Raw genomic sequence first — 20,945 nt, 5'->3', positions numbered from 1 at the left:
TCCTATATTGTGGCGAAGGAAGACGATATATATGCGCTATTTTTGGTTATAGGCTGGCTACCAGAATAGCCGTAAATTCCTCTAGGAATACACGATCTTCGTGATCAAAGCGGCCTTTGAGTGGGCTGTCAATGTCCAGCACTCCAATCAGTTCCCCATTCTTGACAAGGGGAATAACGATTTCACTATTGGAAGCAGCGTCACAGGCAATATGTCCTGGAAACGCATGTACATCATCTATAACAAGCGTCCGTTGTTCTGCGGCTGCGGTACCGCATACGCCACGTCCTAATGGAATCCGTATACATGCAGGTAAGCCCTGGAAAGGACCAAGTACAAGCTCAGTGCCATCATAAAGATAGAAACCGCTCCAATTAATATCAGGAAGGAAATGACCAAGTAATGCTGAAGCATTTGCCAGATTGGCAATGGTATTGGATTCATCATGAATAAGTGCCCGGAGTTGTCCGAGAACCGATTCGAATTGTTCATGACGTGTGCCTTCGTAAGGAATAGCTTGAAACATGTAGGGTTCACGCTCCTAACATTAAATTTTTACATTAAGTGTTGTATATATCGTAAAAAATAGGTAATTATCCAATTCGCTTTTACCATTGGTTAATTAATTCAAGATATAACGATTGTATATATTCAGTCAAGTGGAAAATCACTCTGTAACCTTTTCGTACACTCCGTACTCTAACCTCTGTACAGAATCATTTTGGGAAGGGAAAGCTATACGTTTTAGCGGGGCAAACAATATAGAAAGCAATTCAGCGAGGGTTGTCCTCATCTGTTTCCAGCTTATCCTCTATGGGTAAAAACAGTGTAACATGGTGGCCTAGGCCAGGGAGGAGTTACAATTATGCATGCAGATGTTCAGAACTTGTTTATCCGTATACAGATGCTTTCTTATGCACATCAGAACGATCTCACGGTAAGAGATATTCAACCTGTGTTGGAAGAGCGCGGTTACCGTGTAGGAGAACGTGAGGTCAAGCAGGAGCTTGAAAACCTGACGCAGGAAAACTTTCTGACACCGCATGATGATATGTTCAGCATTACCGGCGCAGGGATCGATGAATTACAGGAAATTCAGTCGATGCTGGGCGTACTGTACAAGGATGTTGTGAAGAAACCGACTCGCACCACAGTTTAATCTCTTATAATATAGAAGATGCCCTTCTAATTCCTAATCCTAGGAACAGGAGGGCTATTTATATATATAAGCTTCGCAGCTTTAAATAAGGTTGTGTTTGTTGAAGGTGTATGCTTAAATGTAGCGTATATTTATTGTCATTTTAATGCTGGAAGGATGATTGAACATGTGTGCATATGCATGTAAGGGGCATATACCACTGCTGGAAAGTGTGCGTCTTCGGCTGCGAAGGATGGAAAGCGGGGATGCGGCTACAATGTTTGCTTGCTGGTCTGACCCGGAGGTTCACCGTTATATGAACCTTTCTGGTATGTCAGGACGTGAGGACGCAGAGGATATGATTGAGCTGTTGAATGAGCTGGCGAAGACGGAGGATGCGCTGCGCTGGGGAATAGAGCTGAAGGAGAACGGGAAGTTGATTGGAAGCTGTGGTTTTAATTATTGGCAGACGGAGGGAGCCTATAAAGCCGAGATTGGTTATGAAATAGCCAAGCCTTATTGGCGACAGGGTTACATGACCGAGGCGCTACGCTTGGTGCTGTCATTCGGGTATAACACGATTCGGGTGAATCGGATCGAAGCGCTGGTGGACCCGCGCAATACAGGCTCGCAAGCCCTGCTTTCCTCGATGTCCTGGACACAGGAAGGACTGTTGCGGCAGGTACAGCATACATCTACAGGCTTTAAGGATATGCTGATGTATTCTTTACTGCATGAAGAATGGCTCAGACTGGAGGCACAACGAAATGCTGTTTCAGTATAACGGCGGTTCGTCGCCGCTGCACAGGTTAGGGCCGTTAAGTAAGCTAATATGGGTGGGATGTTTTAGCCTCCTGTCGATGGCTTGGGATTCGACGCTGCGGGAAGCAGCACTCTTGGCTGTACTGATTGCTGTGGCTGGCTTGGGCGCACGTTTGCCCTTAGCACGCCAACTTCGGGCTATGTCGTTCCTGATTGGTTTAGGTATTCCGTATTTTATATTGTCTATCCTAGCGATTCGAGAAGGACATACCGTGGCTGCATGGGGACCCATTGTCATTACAGCAGAGGGACTGGACATCGCAGGGGCGTTGACGTTGCGGATTTTTGTGTTGTTTTTGGCATCTTATATCTATCTCTCGACGACCGATCCCCGAGATTTTGTGCAGGCATTGAATCTGCGCTTGCGTGTTCCTTATCGGTTTGCGTTCGGTATTTCGGTGGCACTGACGTTTCTCCCCTTATTGGAAGAAGAAGGGCGAACAATTATGGCAGCACGGCGTGTTCGTGGACAGGAACCACCACGAGGGTGGAGCAATCGGTTATCATGGTGGAGCGGGTATGCGGCTGCTGTGTTGGTGAATGCTGTAAGACGGGTTCAGCAGACGGCGCTGGCTATGGAGGGCAAAGGTTTCGGCGCTTATGCAGAACGGACATATCTTCGTACACTGAACAATGGGCGTTTAGGCAACTTATGTGCGGTGACTGCTGTATTAACTACGGCTGTTTTATGGTGGAGCTTATAAAGTGAAGCCTCTTATTTTTGGCCTTATTGTCAACCTGTTAAATATAATTAGGTTGACAATAAGGCCGCAGATGAATACATTTATACAGTAACAGCTTGTACAAGGATCAGAGCTGTAATCTTATAGATTAGATAGGGAGAGGAGTCAAGAAATACATATGAAGGAATCTCGTATGTTTGCAAAGTTTACAACGCTGGATATCGTACTCATGGCGATGCTGGCCACGTTGAACGGTGTCATGACCGTGTATTTGTCGCTCATTAACAAAACATTAAACAGTCTGGGAGGGCCTATCGCTACTTCCTCTATTGTCGGGCTGTACATGATATACGGTTTGTTGGCTTATTATATTATTCGTAAGCCGGGTACGGCGGTTATTGCTTATGCATTTGGCGCGGTGGTGCAATCCTTTATGGGCTCTGCCTATGGAATTGCTTCTATTATCGCGGCGGCTGTCTGCTATATGATTGCGGCTGAGTTGGTATTTGCCTTGTTGCGGTATCGACGCTGGAACGCAGTTTCGCTGATGCTAGTGGGTGGGGCTATGGTTCCGCTGTGGTTTATTGTCGCAGCCAATATGTTTGGCTATATGCATTGGGGCTGGAAGGTGCTGACGATTGCACTGGTCGTTCGTATCCTGAGCGGCATTGTCCTGTGCGGTCTGCTGACGAAAGTGTTGGGTGATGCTTTAAATCGTACGGGACTGTTAAAACGTTTTGAACTGGGACGCGCTTCACGTGCATAGCCGTGGCTATACATGTGGTTATATCTTCAACAATGGGGATCGAGGATATTTCAGTTATGAATGAACATAGCGATTATAACTCTAGCAGTAAAATAGCCGTATCCTTGAAGAATTTTGGCTATCGGTATGATGACCAGGTGGAGCCAGCTTTACATGGTCTGACACTGGACATTGCGGTGGGCGAACATGTAGCCATTGTCGGAGCCAGTGGAAGTGGAAAGTCTACGCTATGTCAGCTACTTCATGGCGGGTTGTCTCGTTCCGGTGAAGGCGAACGGACGGGGGAGCTGACCGTGTACGGGATGGACCCCGATACCGCTGATTTGGCTACTGTCGCCACCACTGTCGGCGTAGTGCTTCAGGACCCGGATGCCCAGCTGGTGCAGGGAATCGTCGAAGACGAGATTGCTTTTGGGCCGGAGAACCTGCGCGTGCCTCCGGCAGAAATAGCGCAGCGCATTGCCGCTGCGCTGGAGGCCGTCGGCCTAGCTCCCGAGCGCGACTCCTTCGTGCGGCGCCTTTCGGGAGGCCAGCGCCAACGCACCGCGATTGCTGCGGTACTGGCGTTGGAAGCGCCGCTGGTCGTGTTCGACGACGCAGCTGCGCAGTTGGACCCACCGGCTGTACGCGACTTTGCCCTGCTATGTCGGCGGCTTCATGCCGAAGGCCGGACGGTAGTTACCGCGTCCGGCCGCATAGACGATGGCGCGCGGGCAGCACAGCGCGTCATCGTCTTGAAGGGCGGGACCGTGCAGCTGCAGGGTCCGCCCGAAACGCTGCTGCGCGAACATGGTGCACAGCTGGCCGCCTTGGGGCTGCTCCCCTCTTCCGCAGGGAGGGGAGACATGCCGCGTGAGCCGGGGGTGAATCCCGGCTCAGCAGCGGACCGCGCTGGGCAGCCGTTGTTGGAGGTGAAGGGATTGACCTTCACCTATCCTGGCAGCCAGCGGGCAGCGCTAAAGGGTGTGAGCCTAGCTCTTGCGCCCGGTGAACGAGCCGTGCTGCTGGGTGAGAACGGCTCGGGTAAAACCACGCTCGGCAAGCTGCTCATGGGTCTACTCCCAGCACCGAAGGGGTGCATGCGGTGGGAGGGGCAGGATATGGCGAAGCTGCCAATTCACCAGCTGGCTGCCGGAATCGGCTATGTATTCCAGCAGCCAGAGCATCAGTTTGCAGCTGCAACGGTGTGGGAGGAGTGCTTGTACAGCGTGCGCGCCAAGCTTGGTTTACGGACCGGGGAGCCGGTTCCCGCCGCATATGTGGAACGGGCGCAGCGCTTACTGGCTTCCGCCAGGCTGGAGCACAGACTGGATGCCTCCCCGTACCTGCTAAGTGGAGGCGAAAAAAGGCTCTTGAGCGTTGCGGCACAGTTCATCTTGCCCAAAAAGCTATACATTTTGGATGAGCCTACCGCAGGAACGGATTACGAAGGAGCGAATATTCTGCTCCGTATGTGCACAGAGCAGTCTGCCGAAGGTGCGGCTTTTCTGGTCATCACCCACGATATGCAGGTAGCTGAAAGCTTTGCCAGCGATGTTCTGTGCATGGAAGAGGGCCATCTCTATAAAATGGAAAATAGTGAGATTTATCATACGATTATAGTTGACAAAAATTAACGATATGTAGACAATAATATATATACATCGTACAAAACAGGCGGCCTATATAGGCCGCCTGTTTACGATTATGCGGTGCGGGTAATAATCCATTCTGGAAAGGCAAACCGCACAGATACAACACAGTTTTTATAAGGGAAGGATTTGTGATTTGCTTGGGAAACGATAAACCCATGAAGCGCGGACTCGTGCTGACAGGTGTTCTATTGGCCACTTTTCTGGCCGCAATTGAAGGAACGGTTATCGGTCCAGCGGGACCGACGATTGTTAGCGAGCTGGGTAGCGTGAAATTGCTCAGTTGGATTTTCACGGCATATTTGCTGACGATGGCTGTGACCACGCCCATTTTCGGCAAGCTTAGCGATTTGTTTGGCCGAAAACCCATTTTTTTAATCGGCTGTTCGTTGTTTGTACTTGGCTCGTTGCTTTGTATGATGGCTGGTAGTATGGAGCAGCTTATTATCTACCGGGCTATCCAAGGGATTGGTGCGGGTGGTGTCATTCCCGTTACCTTTACCATCATCGGTGATATATACAAAATGGAGGAACGCGGCAAAGTCCAAGGCATGATCAGCTCCGTATGGGGAATTTCTTCCCTGATCGGGCCTCTCTTGGGCGGTTATGTGGTTACCTATTTTGGCTGGGAGTGGATTTTCGGCTTTAACGTCCCCTTTGGATTGCTGGCTATGTTCTTCATCGCCCGTTACTTGCGTGAACAGGTAAGCAAGCGTACCGCACGTATTGACGTGCCGGGAGCGGTTACCTTTACCATCGGGATGACGGCCCTCTTGCTCGTATTGGCACTGGGTGGGCAGTATATCGGCTGGGCTTCTCCTGAATTGCTGGCCTTGGCTGCCGTAGCCATTTTGTTCCTGATTCTGTTTTTGGTTATTGAAAAACGCGCTCAGGAACCGATGGTGCCACTAAAGCTATTTCGGATACGGGATATTGCTTTTTCCTGTGCCGCAGCCCTGTTAGTCAGCACCCTGCTGATCGGTCTGACTAGCTATCTTCCACTATGGATTCAAGGTATACACGGTGGAGATGCCGCTTCATCTGGTCTCGCCTTGGCTCCAATGTCCGTAGGTTGGCTATTTGGCTCCATGATCGGAGGGCGCATTTTGCTGACGCTGGGCTCGCGTCGAACCTCTTTGATCGGGCTGACCCTGATTGTATTGGGTGCCTTCGTCATGACCTTGATGGGCCAAACGGCTCCGATCTGGCTGCTGTTCCTGTCTACATTGTTGTATGGACTGGGATTTGGCTTTTCGATAACTGTGTTCACGATTATTGCCCAGTCCTCGGTTGGGTTCCAGTTGCGTGGCGCGTCTACAGCTTTGAATACATTCCTGCGCACGTTGGGGCAAACGATTGGGGTTGCAGCCTTCGGTTCATGGCTGAACTATCGCATCGCTGCCCAGACAGCCGATGGACAGCTAACTCAGCAAGGGGTTACGCAGGAGGATATTAACGGTCTGCTGGCCCCGCATGCTTCACAGAGTCTAAGTGACAAGGTTGCCGGATTACTTCGTTCTGTACTGGAAAACAGTCTGCATTCCCTGTTCGTTATCATGGTCGTTATTGCAGTTATTAGCTGGTTTGTCGTCCTCGGACTGCGGAACCGTCCGCCGGGTACGGAAGAAGAGGCAGATCAGCGCGTAAAGACACCACAAAGAGAACACGCATAAAAAATAATATAAATCTTTCATGATAAAGAGACAGTACGGTACACCAAATAAGGGTCCGGGCTGTCTCTTTATGCAATGGTCTCTCCTCCTACTGATCAGCAAAATAGCCACCTCGTATAGGACCGATAAATTCCCCGGTATACAAAAAGGAGATAAAAACCCCCTAGAGTTGCTATATATTCATAGGTATAGGTTACAAAATGGTAAAAAAGTCTTAAGGAATTGTAACAAAAAATATGTTTCTGAATTGAGCTGTAGGGTACTAAGGAACCATTTTTTTGAACCCGCTTACAAATGAGGCTTTGTATGATTATTTTAGAACGATTTTGCATGTAAATGAAGCAACCAACCTAGCAAAATGGGACACGGAAAAAAATCAAGTAGCAAATATTTCTGAATGTAATAGGAATGAAAAAAAAGGAATTTTCAGAAAATTACTAGGAAAATATGAGGATGAAATTCATAGAGGAACCTGTTTTCTTACCTCACATAATAGGGCTTTTCAGTCTATATCAATCGTTTGACATACCATATAAAATGGCCCTACCAACCAAAAAGTTGGGTTTCAAATCTAGAAGCATAATTAGATTAAGGGAGATGGAGTACTTGAAGTTTAACAAATGGTTCAGTAAAGCAGCCACTGCAACAGTAGCAACTACCTTGCTGTTAGGAGGCGGCGTTCAGGCTTTTGCCGAGGAAAATGATGCATCTGATCTCAAAACAGACAGTGCATTTACGCAAATTACGCGTAATGACATGCTTAATATTTTCAAACAGCAAGGCAAAGAGAAATATGAGGTTCCGTCCTTCGATGCGTCTACAATTAAAAATATTCCTTCTGCTATGGGTCGCGACAGCTCAGGCAAGCTGATTGATTTCGATGTCTGGGACTCTTGGCCGTTACAAAATGCCGATGGCACAGTAGCCAATTACAAGGGGTACAATATCGTTTTTGGACTGGCAGGCGATCCTAAAAGAGGCGAGGATACATTCATATACCTGTTCTATCAAAAAGCGGGCAATACTTCACTAAGCGGCTGGAAAAACGCTGGCAGAGTATTTAAAGACAATGATAAACTGCTTGCCAACGATCCGATTCTAAAAAATCAGTCAGAAGAATGGTCAGGTTCAGCTACCTTAACCTCTGATGGACAAGTACGTTTATTCTATACCAGCAGACAGCCATATGATCCGAATAACAATTTATACGGCAAGCAAACCTTGAGCACGGCTCAAATTAATGTCTCTCAGCCTGATGATAAGACACTGAAAGTAGATGGAGTCGAGGATTTGAAATCGATCTATGACGGTGGAGATGGGAAAATCTATCAAAATGTACAGCAAAGCGTCGGAGTGGAAATGGATAATCATACCTTTAGAGACCCTCACTATGTCGAGGATCAAGGCCACAAATATATTATATTTGAAGCCAACACAGGGACAGAAACAGGCTATCAGGGCGAAGATTCGATTCAAAACCCAGCTTATTATGGCGGCAATAAGAAATTCTTCACGGAAGAGCAACAAAACCTGTTGCAAAGTCCTAAGAAAAAGGGAGCTGAGCTGGCGAACGGCGCACTGGGTATCGTTGAATTGAATGATGATTATACGTTGAAAAATGTAATGCCTCCTTTGATTGCATCCAATCTGGTAACAGATGAAATTGAACGGGCGAATGTGTTCAAAATGAACGGTTTGTGGTATTTATTTACGAGTACAAGAGGTTCTAAGGTGACTGTAGATGCGATCGGTGACGATGATATTTACATGCTGGGTTATGTTTCTACTTCCTTGACAGGGCCTTATAAACCGTTGAATGGAACCGGTCTCGTTCTTCATCAGGATCTGGATCGTGATGATATTACCTGGACGTATGCCCATTTTGCTATCCCGCAAGGCAAAGGCAATAACGTAGTTGTGTCGAGTTATATGACCAATCGTGGGCTTTTCCCGGATCACAAATCTACTTTCGCGCCAAGCTTCCTGCTGAATATTAAAGGTTCGAAAACCTCTGTTGTGAAAAACGGTATACTGGAACAAGGGCAAATCACGATTGATCCAGAAAAGGACAAAAAAGAACCCCAAAATGAGTATGGCAAGAAATAAGTAGGTATAAGCAGCATGTCCGAGGGCGGCAGCTTGGTAGCAACCCGATCTGTCGTCCATCGGACGATACATAACGATGCAATGAGAGGTAAGGAGGATCGTCATAATGAGAAACAAAGCTCCCAAGAATATTTGGATACGATCCGTTGTAATCATCACAGGCTTAACTATATTTATAGCTATGGGTTGGAGTATGTACCAACAGGATGCAGGCAAACCCCAAAAATCTGCTGCAACTCCAAAAAATCAAGCGAATCAAAATAAGCAAACAACACCGACCTACCGGTCAGCCTATCATTTTACCGTTCCGGATAAGTGGAAGAATGATCCGCAACGGCCTATTTATATGGATGGAAAATATCATTATTATTATTTATATAATCGTGATTATCCCAAAAAGAACGGTACAGAATGGCGACATGCCACATCCACCGATCTGGTTCATTGGAAAGATGAAGGGGTGGCGATTCCAAAATATACGAATCCGAATGGAGATCCTTGGTCCGGTTCGGTCGTGATCGATGATAATAATACCGCAGGTTTTGGAAAAGGCACGCTGGTAGCCATTGTGACACAGCCCTCCGCAGATGGCGGAAAGCAGGAACAATTTTTGTGGTACAGTAAAGACAAAGGCAAGACGTTTACTTCTTACCGCAACAAGCCTGTGATGTCCAACCCCGGTACAAAGGACTTCAGAGATCCCAAAATCATCCGAGATCCTCAACGTAATCAATGGGTGATGGTCATGGCAGAGGGAACGAAGATTGGCTTTTATGAGTCTGATAATTTAAAGAATTGGCGGTATACGAGCGGCTTTCAAACAGAAAATATTGGGCTTGTGGAATGTCCTGACCTTTACCGGATGCGTGCGGATGATGGAACCTATCAATGGATTCTGGGTGTGAGCGCCAATAGCAAATCAACAGGCGGACCCAACACGTATGCCTACTGGACGGGAGATTTTAATGGAGAAGCATTTCTCCCTAATCACAGTGAACCTGAGTGGCTGGATTATGGGTTTGACTGGTATGGTGCAGTTACGTTCGAGGAAGGAAAAGACAAAGATAAATATAGTCACCGTTATGCTCTGGCCTGGATGAATAATTGGGATTATGCCAATAACACGCCTACCCTAAAGGAAGGCTTTAATGGAATGGATTCGATTGTTCGCCAAATTCGACTGAAACATACGGAAGATGTTGGATATCGTTTGGTTTCACAGCCGGTACCCCATTTGGAGCAATTCCAAACATCCAAAAAATCATTAGGAACGATTAAAGTAGAGGGTGCTCACCGTCTTCCGGTAGCAGGCGATGCCTATCAGTTAGAGGCGGATGTATCTTGGTCCACGATTAAAAATGTAGGATTGAGGCTTCGAGAGTCGACGGATGGCAAGCGTCATGTCGATGTGGGTGTCTCAGTGGACGGTCAATACTCCTACGTAAATAGAGCCAACACCGGGCAGCCGGATCAGAGTGGAAAATATGTAGAGAGCAAGGCGCCTTTTGATGCTAATAAGAAAAAGGTCCACCTGAACATTCTCGTCGATAAAACCAGCATTGAAGTGTTTGTAGATGGTGGAGAAGTAGCTTATTCCTCCTTAATATTTCCACGATTAGAGGATCAGAAAATTACTCTTTTTTCCGATGGCGGTCCGGCTGTTTTTAACAATGTAGTGGTCAAACATTTTAGCCGATAGCAGGTACTTATGCTGTTCTGTAAGCTTGGGCATATTTCGCTCTATTCAGGTATATAAAAAGTCCACCCATGAATATAAGGGTGGACTTTTCTGTGTAAATCTAAATTTTCGTTTTAGCACAGCTATAAGATTGTTCGTTTATTCACAAACGATTAGTTGCTAAAATTACTATTCATTCTATTTGTGATAAGGTGACAAGTTATCAGCGCTACGGCCCATTTTTTTGAGCAAGCCGATGAGTTGATCTCTTTCGGTTTCACTGATTCCGCTAAAGGCACGTTCAATCTGACGTGTATAATCAGGATAAATTTCGTCCATGACACGTTGTCCTTCATCCGTCAATTCTGCATATATAATCCGACGATCTTGGTCGCACGGGTGACGATGCAAATAACCGCGGCTTTCTAGTTTGTCGATAACATAAGTGACATTTCCGCTTTGCAGAAGCAGCTTTGCTCCAATTTGTTGGATTGGCTGCGCGCCCTTGTGATATAAAACTTCCATCACGGCGAAGGCCGTGGGGTTGAAGCCCACCGTTTTGATGCCAGCAACCGCATGTTCGTTTACACTTTTGAATGACTTGGCAAACACGCTATACAAATGCATGGATTGCTGTGTCACCAATGTTCGGTAATCTATCATCTTCATTCCGCCTTTATGTATGGATTTGGGCATCCTTTGACCGCTCGGCTCGGATGACCGGGCAACCATACCCTTGTTACTAGCATAAAGGGATTTACGTAGCGAAAACATGCGATTTGTCACAGTAGCTGCTTTTTTAACTATTTAATTTCAAAGCTTTAAAGTAAATTTTTGAAAAATAAGGGTTTTGAATGTAAAAATACTGTTCCGGTTGGTTATATTAAAAATAACATACCTAGCTTGATGAACCCCAATTAACCAAATAAGCTACTTCAGAGGAGATGAAACACATGGATACAGGTTCTTTCCGTTTTCAATTTCGTGATCCGCAGCAAGCCGTCCAAGCCTGTGAAACATTAAAGGAAATTGGATACTCTGCCAGCACAAATGGTGACACAGGTCTCAGTGTTCATATTGAGAACCAGGATGTGCTGTCTGCATTGGAAATTTGCCAAGCCTATGAAGGAAGCATGATTGAGGTAGGGACTCTTTTCTCTAAACCGGATCAATATCCCGGTTTGCAAGGAAATACAGGTGTACATAATCCAGGTTATAGCCCGGAAGATTGGATTATCCCGGCACACACGATCAACGAAGACTGGAGCGAAGCTTATAAAAATGGCTCCTCTCAAACGTACACTAATACGATGGAGGAGCACAACGTCAGCTCTGATCAACAACCTGAAGACGATGTGGATGGATTTTCTGGAAGCATCCATATCTGATTTTGTCCTAAAAGTCATAATTAGAATTTGAGTCTTTACTGTTCAGCTCATATTAGGATAAGGCTCCTATAAGACCATTAATTATTGTGGATTTGAAGGAGCTTTTTTTGTGTGAGAAGAACTCAGTTAGAGCTTTCACCAAAATTGAAATTCTGTAGGATATGCATAAATAGCAACGACAGCAGGGAATAACAATTTCAGAAAGGAGGTCTTGACCTTGCAAAAATTAGGAGTTCACGAAAAATTGGAATTACATGAGCTACTTACGTTTAAAACAACTTGCCTGACAAAAGCCCAAACCATGATTCCTTTAGTATCAGACACAAATTTAAAAAACATTTTGCAGCAGGATGTAAACGGTGGTACACAAGATATTCAACAACTTAAAAATCTGCTCGTGTAATTTAAAGGAGGATTAACGTGAATTCTATTGTTCAGAACATGACTGGAATGGGCGGAATGACGGATCAGGTGATCGCTTCAGACCTGTTGATTTCGGCTAAAAGTGGAATTAAAAGCTATGCAATTGCCCTGACAGAGTCAACCAGCTCGGAAGTTCGCAATGTTCTTTGCGACCAATTGAGCAAAGCTGTTAATCTTCATGAACAAATTTTTAATTATATGAAGAACAATGGTTACTATAACGCTTATGAGCCGGATCAGCAAATACAAATGGATATTCAAAATGCGGACAAGGCACTTTCTATGTCTAAATTTTGATAATTAATAATTAACGCAACAAAAGATCTATTTAGTCCCAACTAAGTCTCTGGTTTTATGTAGAAAAAGCATCAGCAAACCTTAAACGAGTTTGCTGGTGCTTTTTTATTACATAAATAGTCACACTTCTAATCCAGAAATCACAAATAACGAAATGAATTGCTGTCCACATGAAATATGGTGAAGAAGGCAATCATAATATCGGAGAACTAGGTCTCAATATCAGGAATAGGGTGATTTTCATTATGGGCAAGTCTTCAGCTGTTAAGCAAAAAGATCAAAAACTAAAATGGTGGCAACTTAGCTTATTAGGCGTTGCAGGTACCATTGGTACAGGATATTTCCTCGGGTCTGGCTTAGCGATCTCCATAGGTGGTCCAGCCGTGCTGATTGCATACTTTTTTGCAGCAGTGGGAACATATGTGGTGTTTGATGCCCTTTCGCGCATGACGGCAGATCATCCAGAACAGGGCTCTTTCCGTTCCTATGCCCAAAAAGCATTTGGAAGTTGGGCAGGATTCGGCAGTGGATGGGTGTATTGGTTTTCAGAATTGCTTATCAATGGGAGTCAACTAACCGCGCTATCTATATTCTCACGCTTTTGGTTTCCTCAGGTACCGATGTGGATATTTGCAGCAGGCTTCGGGATTTTAGGGCTTGTGATTGTTTTTTTTGGCAATAAGGGTTTTGATCGAGTTGAAAATGTACTGGCCATCATTAAGATGGCAGCTATTGTTATGTTTCTGGTCTTGGCCGTTGCTCTTTTGGCAGGCTGGATCGGAGGAGGAAAATATAATCCGAAGTTCCCCATCAGTTACAAAGAATTTTTTCCGACTGGGGGCATAGGATTGTGGTCATCTTTTATTTTTGCCTTTTATGCATACGGAGGTATTGAAGTGCTCGGAATTATGTCTAATCGGCTTCAAAAACCGGAGGATGCACCTAAAGCAGGCAAGGTAATGCTGATTACACTGGTTGCAGTGTATGTGCTTTCAATTGGTCTGGCTGTGTCTATGGTGCCATTAAGTGCCTTTAATCCGAAAGAAAGTCCTTTTGTGCTTGCGCTTAGCAGTGATCACCTGGTTTTTGTGCCTCATTTATTTAATGGAGTGCTTATTATTGCAGGGTTCTCCACAATGACAGCATCCCTATACGCAGAGACATCTATGATGCTTACGCTTGCACAGGAAGGAGATGCGCCCAAATTATTTTCACGGAAGTGGAAGGGCAAATATCCCCTTTATGCACTTAGTTTGATCTCTGTTGGATTAATATCAGCTATCGTAATGTCGTTGCTGCTACCGGGAAAAGTATATGAATATATCACTACAGCAGCGGGTTTAATGCTGTTGTATAATTGGTGCTTTATTTTGCTGTCTTCAGGTAAGCTACTGGAATCGAGCAGATCAAACAATATTAAACGTTGGATTGGATTATTGTTGATAGCTATGGCCGTGGTCGGATCATTTTTTCATAAACTTAGCCGCCCGGGAGTGTATATCAGCTTACTGCTTGTCTTGTTAATTGCAATATGTGACCTCATTGTACAATGGGTTCGCCGAAAGCACGCCAAGGAATCTCATTAACGTTGTCAGTAAGTTAAGCGTTAGCGTAAAAAAAGTAATTGAAATGCTTGTAGGCCAAAATAAAAGCCAAAACCGATAAGAGATAATCCGGACATCCAAGAGATGGTTTTAAGCAATCCGGTTTTTAAGAACCGCCGGAAAATACTTGAAGCGGCTGCCATGGTCACATCCCAGAGTAACACGCCTAATACAATCGCTCCGCTATAGATCATTAGTTGTTGTACTGGATATGTATTAGCGACGTTTGCGAGTATGGATCCGTAAATGCCAAGCCAAAAAAGGATGGAGAGAGGATTAAATAATGACATTAGAAAACCGGACATAAATGAGTTACTTAATGTATTACCATTTCCCCTTAATTCGGATTCTGAAATCACACCTGCATTTTTGATGCTTTCAATACCTGTATACACAAGTACGAAAAAACCAAACAGCCATAAAAAAGCTTTGACAAACGGAGCATTAAGAAGGTGAATCATTCCCAAATAAACAAGCAGCATGTAGATAATGTCTGCGGTTATTGCACCAAGCCCAATAAACCAGGCGTGCCAAAAACCATTCTTGATACCCCGATCCAACTGTGCGGCATTAATCGGTCCAATGGGGGCCGAAAGTGACAGACCAAGAAAAATATAACTGATAAATGTATTAATGGTGACTCCCTCCTTGATTTTTTATTGGATGTTATGTATTTTGTCTACTTTAGTTTATTCGGACAAACCCATTTGTAAGACCATATTTTTTGTGCGTATATTGTAGGAGTAGCTTCGTTATTGCCAACCACCTATCGATGAATTAAATCTAAAAAAGGAGCTCTAATTCCGTTCACACAAGGATTAGAGCTTTTTTAATACAGGTTATAAAAAAAAGTTTATTTGATCGAATAATTGGGGTTGACACTTTTATTGAAAGCGCTTATATTTATCTCGTAAACAATACGTTATATAACGTTATATAAAAAGGAGAGGTAAAAATGAATGTACAACAGACGGTTCAGACGATTTATGAACAAGCAAGCGGAGAGATTTTTGAGGTGTATTTAGTAGCCTGCGGGGGCTCATTAGTTGATATGTATCCCTCAAAATATTTTCTGGATAGTGAAGCAAAGAAGCTGGTAGCAGGGATGTATACGGCGAATGAGTTTGTGCACGCACTGCCAAAACGATTAGGTAAAAACGCTGTAGTCATTGTTTGCTCCCATGGAGGAAACACGCCGGAATCGGTTGCGGCTGCTAAATCAGCCAAAGAGAAAGGCGCTTACACCATCGGCTTAACCCACAATAGTGAAGCGACACTGCTCAATTATTCTGATTATTCATTCCTCTACGAGTGGGGAGATGAGAGCGATGTCAAAAATAACCCGATGGCTATTATTTTGGAGCTTGCTGTTGAGTTGCTTCAAATCGCTGAAGGCTATGTGCATTATCAAGCTTTCCAGAACGGCTTGGGAGCAATCAATGGAATTATTAACCGGGCAAAAATACAAGTTGAACCGCGTGCCAGTGTATTCGCTGACAAATATCGCAATGAAGACCTCTTCTATATCCTGACCAGCGGAGCTTCTTATGGACATGCGTACGGATTTGCTATCTGTTCTCTGATGGAAATGCAATGGCTTCATGCGGCTTCAATCCATTCGGGTGAATTTTTCCACGGACCGTTTGAAGTAACGGATAAAGAAACTCCATTTATTCTGATGATCAACGAAGGACGCACACGGGCATTGGATGAGCGGGCACAGACTTTCCTGAATCAATATGCCGAGAAAGTGGAAGTGATTGATGCAAAGGAGCTTGGAATCGGAACTATTGCCGACGAGGTCGTCGAGTTTTTTAACCCGGTTTTATTTTACAGCATTGTATGTGTTTATCGTGAAGCACTCGCAAATGTACGCAATCACCCACTGGAAACTCGCCGTTATATGGGCAAAGTAGCTTACTAAGCGCACTTACCAACAGGAGGAAACCATCATGAAAGTTCTAGGCATTGGCGATAATGTGGTAGATAAATATGTTCATCTGCGCATGATGTATCCTGGCGGCAATGCGCTTAATTTCAGTGTGTTTGCCAAAAAAGCGGGAGTAGATGCAGCCTTTATCGGAGTATTCGGAGATGATAACGAAGCACAGCATGTAGAACACATTCTCCGTGAGCTGGAAATAGACATTTCACGGTGCAGATATCACAGCGGGGAGAATGGCTGCGCACGTGTAACCCTGGAAGACGGAGACAGAGTATTTCTGGGCAGCAATGAGGGAGGAGTTACACGTCTCCATCCGCTGAAGCTGAGTGAAGATGATAAGGCCTATGTTGGCGGATTCGACCTTATTCACACCGGCTTGTACAGTCATACAGGGCACTTGCTGCCTGAATTGAAGATGCTGGGAATCCCTCTTTCTTTTGACTTTTCGGATGATTTCATAGATGCACAGGTGGAGAAATATATTGCGTACGCCGATTTCGCTTTCTTCTCTTGTAGCCATATGACGGATGAAGAGACACAGAACTATATCCGCTCCAATCGAAAAAAAGAGGGGCAAATTCTGGTAGCCACACGCGGCGGAGATAGATCTATTGCCTATGATGGTACTAAGTTCTATTTTCAAATGCCTGATTCCGTGGACGCTGTGGATACGATGGGGGCAGGAGACTCTTATATAACCGCCTTTTTACTGAGCTTTTTGAAAAATGGCAACATTCAGGACGCTATGGTAGAAGGCTCGAGGGTTGCTGCTCAGAGCTGTCTGGTAGAAGGTTCTTTCGGATACGGCGTCCGCTACTAAAAAAATTATGTTCAAATATCTTCACTTGTAAGAATATGTAACATTTGATACTCTAAGTGGGAGTAATATAACGTTATATGACAAGTGAGGGCACATTATGTTGAATTCGGACCAAGCAGAGCCATTATATATTCAATTACAAAAAGCGGTCAAAACGGCTATTCATAATGGAACATTTACGCAGGGAAGCCGTATACCGACCGAAACTGAGCTAAGCGAGACCTACAATGTAAGTCGAATTACCGTAAGAAAAGCCATTGCCGAATTGGTTCATGAAGGTTATCTGACCAAACGTCAAGGAAAAGGTACCTTTGTCAATGTACCCAAAATTGGGCGGAAGATTGAACATGTCATCAGCTTTACGGCTGCCTGCAAATCCAACGGCCTATCTTCACACAGTGTGGTCACAGAACGTGAAATCATAGAAGCAGATGAGGAAATTGCACATCAGTTGCAGCTGCAACAAGGAGAAAAGGTGTTATATATTCAGCGCAAAAGATACGCCGGTGATCGACCGCTAATGCTGGAGAATAATTTTTATCCTTATGACCGATTTTCTTTTCTAATGGAAGAGCAGTTGGTGGACTCTGTATACGAACTGTTACGTCATAAATACAGCATTGATCCTAACCAACCGGGAGAGACGATATTACAAATCGCTTTGGCGGATGAATACCAGGCAAAGCTGCTGGAGACGGCCATCGGACAGGCGTTGTTCTACATGCACACGATTATTTATGATCAGCATGGAGGCCCCGTTCATGTAGGTAAACAGTACATCATTGGAGATCGTTATCAATTCTCAATATAAATCCGTTGCCTGTTATGTAAATGTATTCAGGTACGGCGCAGCTTCTGCTTCCACTCTATAAGAGAAGCAGAAGCTATATTATAACGTTATATTACGTTATGTAGTGAGGCGGATGAATAATGAGGGGGTGAAATTGTGCAAGGGAAGAATGATACATTAGCGGACAAAGTTTTACTGTCAAATGCTATTTTTAATGGCTTAGAAAATGAAGCCTCGCCGGGGTTTATTGCACTGCGAGGAGAATGTATTGCAGCAGTGGGGCGTCCCGAGGAGGCACAAGCTTGGATAGGAGCGGGAACGGTTGTCTGTGATTTGGGCGATGCTTTTATCATGCCAGGAGTTCATGACAACCATGTATTTTTTACCGGATATATGTCGATGCATCGGGGCGTGGATTTGACTCATGCAGCCTCTATTGAAGAAGCAATGGAATCCATGCTACAAGCGGCAAACAACCTTCCGCCAGGGAAAGATGTAACCGCTTACGGCTGGAGCGAGGAAGGTTGGGGCAAGCTGCCTGAGCAAAGCTTGTTGGACGAGCTGTTCCCTGATCGGGCGGTGATTGCCATTAACCTAAATAAAAGCTACTGCTGGATGAACCGACTGGCTCAGGAGAAATATCAATTTTTGCCGGATCAATGCAGTGCTGAGGCACGCGCTTTGCTGCTCCAAGCTATGATGAAGGATCACAGCCTTGTCAAACAAGAGTTTATGGAGTTTTGCCGCATACTAGCTGCACGAGGAGTTACCTCCATAAAAGATATTGGCTTTGACCGGCATAGCGAGCTGCTGCCGATTCTAGAAGAATTGAAAGAAACAGGAGAACTGCCGCTCCGATTTCATTTCTCACTTGAACCCGTTGTTGAACCGTTGGATATTGGCACCGGTATGAAGTATAAAGCACTTTATAATGGGGACCTTATTCGTTTCCAAGGATACAAGCTGATGCTTGACGGCGTCGTAGCAGATCATACGGGGGACATGCTGGAACCGTACGCAGATATGCCTGAAGTCACGAATTTGAGGACGGTTGATTACGAAAAAATTGAAGCCTCTGTGCTGGAAGCGGACAGCCAAGGTATCAAATGCTGCCTAACTGCAGAAGGTGATGCTGCGATTCGCCAAGCGGTATCCATGATTGAAAAATGCCGCGAACAACAAGGTAATAACCTTATCAGACATTCTATCAGTGATCTAGAGTATCCTCATCCAGATGATTTGATCAGAATGGGCGAAAACGAAATTTTTGCCGAAGTCTACGCCCAAATCCTGCTACTGAATCCAACCTATGAAGAGGCCTATATGCCTGTTGTGGTAGGCAAAGGTAATGAGAACCGATTTTATAATTATAAATCTATGCTGGAGGCTAACGTGCCAATAACCATTGGGACTGATCTACCTTTATTTATCACAAGTGTCCCTGATTCACTGTACTCAGCTTCTCATCGGTTATTTCCGGACGGATCACCTGCTGGAGGCTGGTATCCCGATCATGGGATGCCGCCATCCGAAGTTTTAAAAGCATGGACCATTAATGGAGCCAGACATTGTTATATGGAAGAGGTCACAGGCACGCTGGAGGCTGGAAAATATGCTGACATCGCCGTTTTTGACCGCAACCTTCTTAATGCATCCGCTAGTGATATCAGGGATGCCCAAGTGATACTGACCATTATGGGAGGGAAGGTTACTTATAACCATTCTTGGAATGAGGGATAAACATGAACATCGAGAAAAAGAAATGGAAATTATCCTTGCCCCATAGCTATACCTTAATATTTTTGATTATTATTACAGTCGCCGCATTGACATGGATTGTACCCAGCGGACAATTTGACCGGCATGAAGTGACAGTGAACGGTGTGACCAAAACCGCGATCGTTTCGGGAACCTATCACACTGTACCCAAAACGGGTGAGAACGGTGATTTAAGACAAGGACTCCCCCAAATCCTAAGCGCTCCTATTGAGGGGATTATCAATGCCGCCGATGTGGTCTCTTTTGTCCTTATTGTGGGCGGCTCCTTCGGGATTATACTGCAGACGGGAGCCATTGACCGTGCCCTGACAGCTCTTGCCAGACGGCTGAAGAATAAGGGGATTCTGCTTATTCCAATTGCCATGGTTATATTCAGTCTCGGAGGCTCTACCTTTGGAATGAGCGAAGAAATTATTCCGCTTTATGCGATTTTTATTCCATTAATGTTTGCCCTAGGCTTCGATTCTATGACTGCTATTCTCATTCTATTTCTGGGAACGCAAATTGGCTATGTTGGTTCGACTGTTAATCCATTTTCAGTATTGATTGCCCAGGGGATCGCAGGATTGGAGGGGAATCCCCAGCTCTGGCTGAGATTTATCGAATGGCTTGTATTTACTATGATTTCTATTGCCTTTACGATGTGGTATGCGCACCGGGTTAAGAGAAATCCGGAGAAATCCATTGTTTTTCAGAGTGATATTATAAATCGCGAGCAGTTTATAAAAGAAAATACAGGTGAGGACGTCGTCTTCACGTTTCGGGACAAATTAATTATAGGTGGATTTATTGTAACGCTTGGAGCAATTGTCTGGGGAATTTTGGCCAAAGGCTGGTATATGACTGAAATCGGCGCCCTTTTCTTCGCACTCGGTCTTTTTGTCGGGGTAGTTACTAAAATGAGCCAGAAGGAAATAGCTGAGAATTTTGTAAAAGGGTGTGGAGAATTCATCTACGCTGCAGTGATCATAGGTCTCGCCCGCGGAATTCTGATTATCGCCGAGCAGGGTATGATCATCGATACCGTATTGAATGCACTCGCAAGCATTCTGGAAGGATTGCCAAGTTACTTATTCACTACCATTATGTTGGTTGCACACAATATTATTACTTTCCTGGTCCCATCTTCTTCGGGGGAAGCAGCACTAACAATGCCTGTACTTGCACCGCTTGGCGATCTTGTAGGTATCAATCGTGAAGCAGTAGTCACAGCATACCAATTCGGTAACGGGTTAACCAATCTCATTTCACCGACAGGCGGAGTACTGTTGGCTGGATTGGCCATTGCCCGGATCAGCTTTGGACAGTGGCTGAAGGTAATCTTCAAGCTATTCCCCATTCTGTGGTTAGTTGCTGCTATTTTTGCTGCGATTTCGGCTGCAGTGGGTATCTAATAAATCAA

The 20,945-nt window shown here is 45.0% G+C and carries 21 protein-coding genes; 18 read left to right on the top strand and 3 right to left on the bottom strand.

The genetic code is table 11. The features are described 5' to 3' along the window. Nucleotides 1-46: 46 nt before the first annotated feature. Nucleotides 47-526: a GAF domain-containing protein gene (locus NLX78_RS18755; RefSeq protein ID WP_025719270.1), complete on the bottom strand. Its 480-nt coding sequence runs from the start codon at nucleotides 524-526 to the stop codon at nucleotides 47-49. Between the two features lie 339 nt (nucleotides 527-865). Between NLX78_RS18755 and NLX78_RS18750 the strand changes: the two genes are divergently transcribed. The 9 genes from NLX78_RS18750 (at nucleotide 866) to NLX78_RS18710 (ending at nucleotide 10,518) form a co-directional block, all read left to right on the top strand. After that, the gene (locus NLX78_RS18750; RefSeq protein WP_061831300.1) at nucleotides 866-1,159 is read left to right on the top strand and encodes a hypothetical protein; all 294 of its coding nucleotides are present in this window, start codon (nucleotides 866-868) and stop codon (nucleotides 1,157-1,159) included. 166 nt (nucleotides 1,160-1,325) lie between these two features. Further along, nucleotides 1,326-1,922: a GNAT family N-acetyltransferase gene (locus NLX78_RS18745; protein WP_254351232.1), complete on the top strand. Its 597-nt coding sequence runs from the start codon at nucleotides 1,326-1,328 to the stop codon at nucleotides 1,920-1,922. Then, on the top strand, nucleotides 1,906-2,664 hold the full coding sequence (locus tag NLX78_RS18740; protein ID WP_069291075.1) for an energy-coupling factor transporter transmembrane component T family protein: 759 nt from the start codon (nucleotides 1,906-1,908) through the stop codon (nucleotides 2,662-2,664). Before NLX78_RS18745 ends, NLX78_RS18740 begins: the two co-directional genes overlap by 17 nt. 157 nt (nucleotides 2,665-2,821) lie before the next feature. Beyond that, nucleotides 2,822-3,409 (top strand): ECF transporter S component, encoded by a 588-nt coding sequence (locus NLX78_RS18735; RefSeq protein WP_235307211.1) that lies wholly within the window; start codon nucleotides 2,822-2,824, stop codon nucleotides 3,407-3,409. Between the two features lie 56 nt (nucleotides 3,410-3,465). Beyond that, nucleotides 3,466-5,025, top strand: a complete 1,560-nt coding sequence (locus NLX78_RS18730) for an ABC transporter ATP-binding protein (RefSeq protein ID WP_254351231.1) — start codon at nucleotides 3,466-3,468, stop codon at nucleotides 5,023-5,025. A gap of 173 nt (nucleotides 5,026-5,198) precedes the next feature. Beyond that, nucleotides 5,199-6,713 carry an MDR family MFS transporter gene (locus tag NLX78_RS18725; protein ID WP_254351230.1) on the top strand — a complete coding sequence of 505 codons (1,515 nt, stop codon included), beginning with the start codon at nucleotides 5,199-5,201 and terminating at the stop codon, nucleotides 6,711-6,713. A gap of 278 nt (nucleotides 6,714-6,991) precedes the next feature. Further along, nucleotides 6,992-7,237, top strand: a complete 246-nt coding sequence (locus tag NLX78_RS18720; protein ID WP_254351229.1) for a hypothetical protein — start codon at nucleotides 6,992-6,994, stop codon at nucleotides 7,235-7,237. A gap of 82 nt (nucleotides 7,238-7,319) precedes the next feature. Further along, nucleotides 7,320-8,819, top strand: a complete 1,500-nt coding sequence (locus tag NLX78_RS18715) for a glycoside hydrolase family 68 protein (protein ID WP_302057433.1) — start codon at nucleotides 7,320-7,322, stop codon at nucleotides 8,817-8,819. A 106-nt stretch (nucleotides 8,820-8,925) separates the two neighbouring features. Beyond that, nucleotides 8,926-10,518 carry a glycoside hydrolase family 32 protein gene (locus tag NLX78_RS18710; protein WP_254351227.1) on the top strand — a complete coding sequence of 531 codons (1,593 nt, stop codon included), beginning with the start codon at nucleotides 8,926-8,928 and terminating at the stop codon, nucleotides 10,516-10,518. 177 nt (nucleotides 10,519-10,695) lie between these two features. Here the strand turns inward: NLX78_RS18710 and NLX78_RS18705 are convergent, their stop codons facing one another. Continuing rightward, nucleotides 10,696-11,160, bottom strand: a complete 465-nt coding sequence (locus NLX78_RS18705) for a MarR family winged helix-turn-helix transcriptional regulator (RefSeq protein WP_250259446.1) — start codon at nucleotides 11,158-11,160, stop codon at nucleotides 10,696-10,698. 290 nt (nucleotides 11,161-11,450) lie between these two features. Between NLX78_RS18705 and NLX78_RS18700 the strand changes: the two genes are divergently transcribed. The 4 genes from NLX78_RS18700 to NLX78_RS18685 all read left to right on the top strand — a co-directional run bounded on the left by NLX78_RS18700 (nucleotide 11,451) and on the right by NLX78_RS18685 (nucleotide 14,191). Then, nucleotides 11,451-11,885 (top strand): hypothetical protein, encoded by a 435-nt coding sequence (locus NLX78_RS18700; protein ID WP_254351226.1) that lies wholly within the window; start codon nucleotides 11,451-11,453, stop codon nucleotides 11,883-11,885. A gap of 217 nt (nucleotides 11,886-12,102) precedes the next feature. Beyond that, the gene (locus NLX78_RS18695; RefSeq protein WP_061831982.1) at nucleotides 12,103-12,288 is read left to right on the top strand and encodes a hypothetical protein; all 186 of its coding nucleotides are present in this window, start codon (nucleotides 12,103-12,105) and stop codon (nucleotides 12,286-12,288) included. Nucleotides 12,289-12,305: 17 nt separating this feature from the next. Further along, on the top strand, nucleotides 12,306-12,605 hold the full coding sequence (locus NLX78_RS18690; RefSeq protein ID WP_250259444.1) for a spore coat protein: 300 nt from the start codon (nucleotides 12,306-12,308) through the stop codon (nucleotides 12,603-12,605). Nucleotides 12,606-12,850: 245 nt separating this feature from the next. Next, nucleotides 12,851-14,191: an amino acid permease gene (locus NLX78_RS18685; RefSeq protein ID WP_254351225.1), complete on the top strand. Its 1,341-nt coding sequence runs from the start codon at nucleotides 12,851-12,853 to the stop codon at nucleotides 14,189-14,191. Between the two features lie 20 nt (nucleotides 14,192-14,211). On the opposite strand, the gene NLX78_RS18680 is transcribed toward NLX78_RS18685, so the two are convergent. Further along, a complete protein-coding gene (locus NLX78_RS18680) occupies nucleotides 14,212-14,844 on the bottom strand; it encodes a LysE family transporter (protein WP_254351284.1) in 633 nt (210 codons plus the stop codon). Nucleotides 14,845-15,164: 320 nt separating this feature from the next. On the opposite strand from NLX78_RS18680, the gene NLX78_RS18675 reads away from it, so the two are divergent. The 5 genes from NLX78_RS18675 (at nucleotide 15,165) to NLX78_RS18655 (ending at nucleotide 20,937) form a co-directional block, all read left to right on the top strand. After that, entirely contained in the window at nucleotides 15,165-16,133 is a 969-nt protein-coding gene (locus NLX78_RS18675) for an SIS domain-containing protein (protein WP_250259442.1), read from the top strand. Between the two features lie 28 nt (nucleotides 16,134-16,161). Then, nucleotides 16,162-16,974, top strand: a complete 813-nt coding sequence (locus NLX78_RS18670; RefSeq protein ID WP_061831978.1) for a PfkB family carbohydrate kinase — start codon at nucleotides 16,162-16,164, stop codon at nucleotides 16,972-16,974. A gap of 97 nt (nucleotides 16,975-17,071) precedes the next feature. Next, nucleotides 17,072-17,785 (top strand): GntR family transcriptional regulator, encoded by a 714-nt coding sequence (locus NLX78_RS18665; RefSeq protein WP_061831977.1) that lies wholly within the window; start codon nucleotides 17,072-17,074, stop codon nucleotides 17,783-17,785. 135 nt (nucleotides 17,786-17,920) lie between these two features. Next, nucleotides 17,921-19,504, top strand: a complete 1,584-nt coding sequence (locus NLX78_RS18660) for an amidohydrolase (RefSeq protein WP_061831976.1) — start codon at nucleotides 17,921-17,923, stop codon at nucleotides 19,502-19,504. Between the two features lie 2 nt (nucleotides 19,505-19,506). Next, entirely contained in the window at nucleotides 19,507-20,937 is a 1,431-nt protein-coding gene (locus NLX78_RS18655) for a YfcC family protein (protein ID WP_250267432.1), read from the top strand. Nucleotides 20,938-20,945: the final 8 nt, after the last annotated feature.

Origin of the sequence: Paenibacillus sp. Lou8.1, from assembly GCF_024213565.1 — a bacterium.
Lineage (GTDB): Bacteria > Bacillota > Bacilli > Paenibacillales > Paenibacillaceae > Paenibacillus > Paenibacillus polymyxa_B.
Note: the sequence above shows the minus strand (reverse complement) of the source record. Positions and strands in the feature narration are given on the sequence as shown.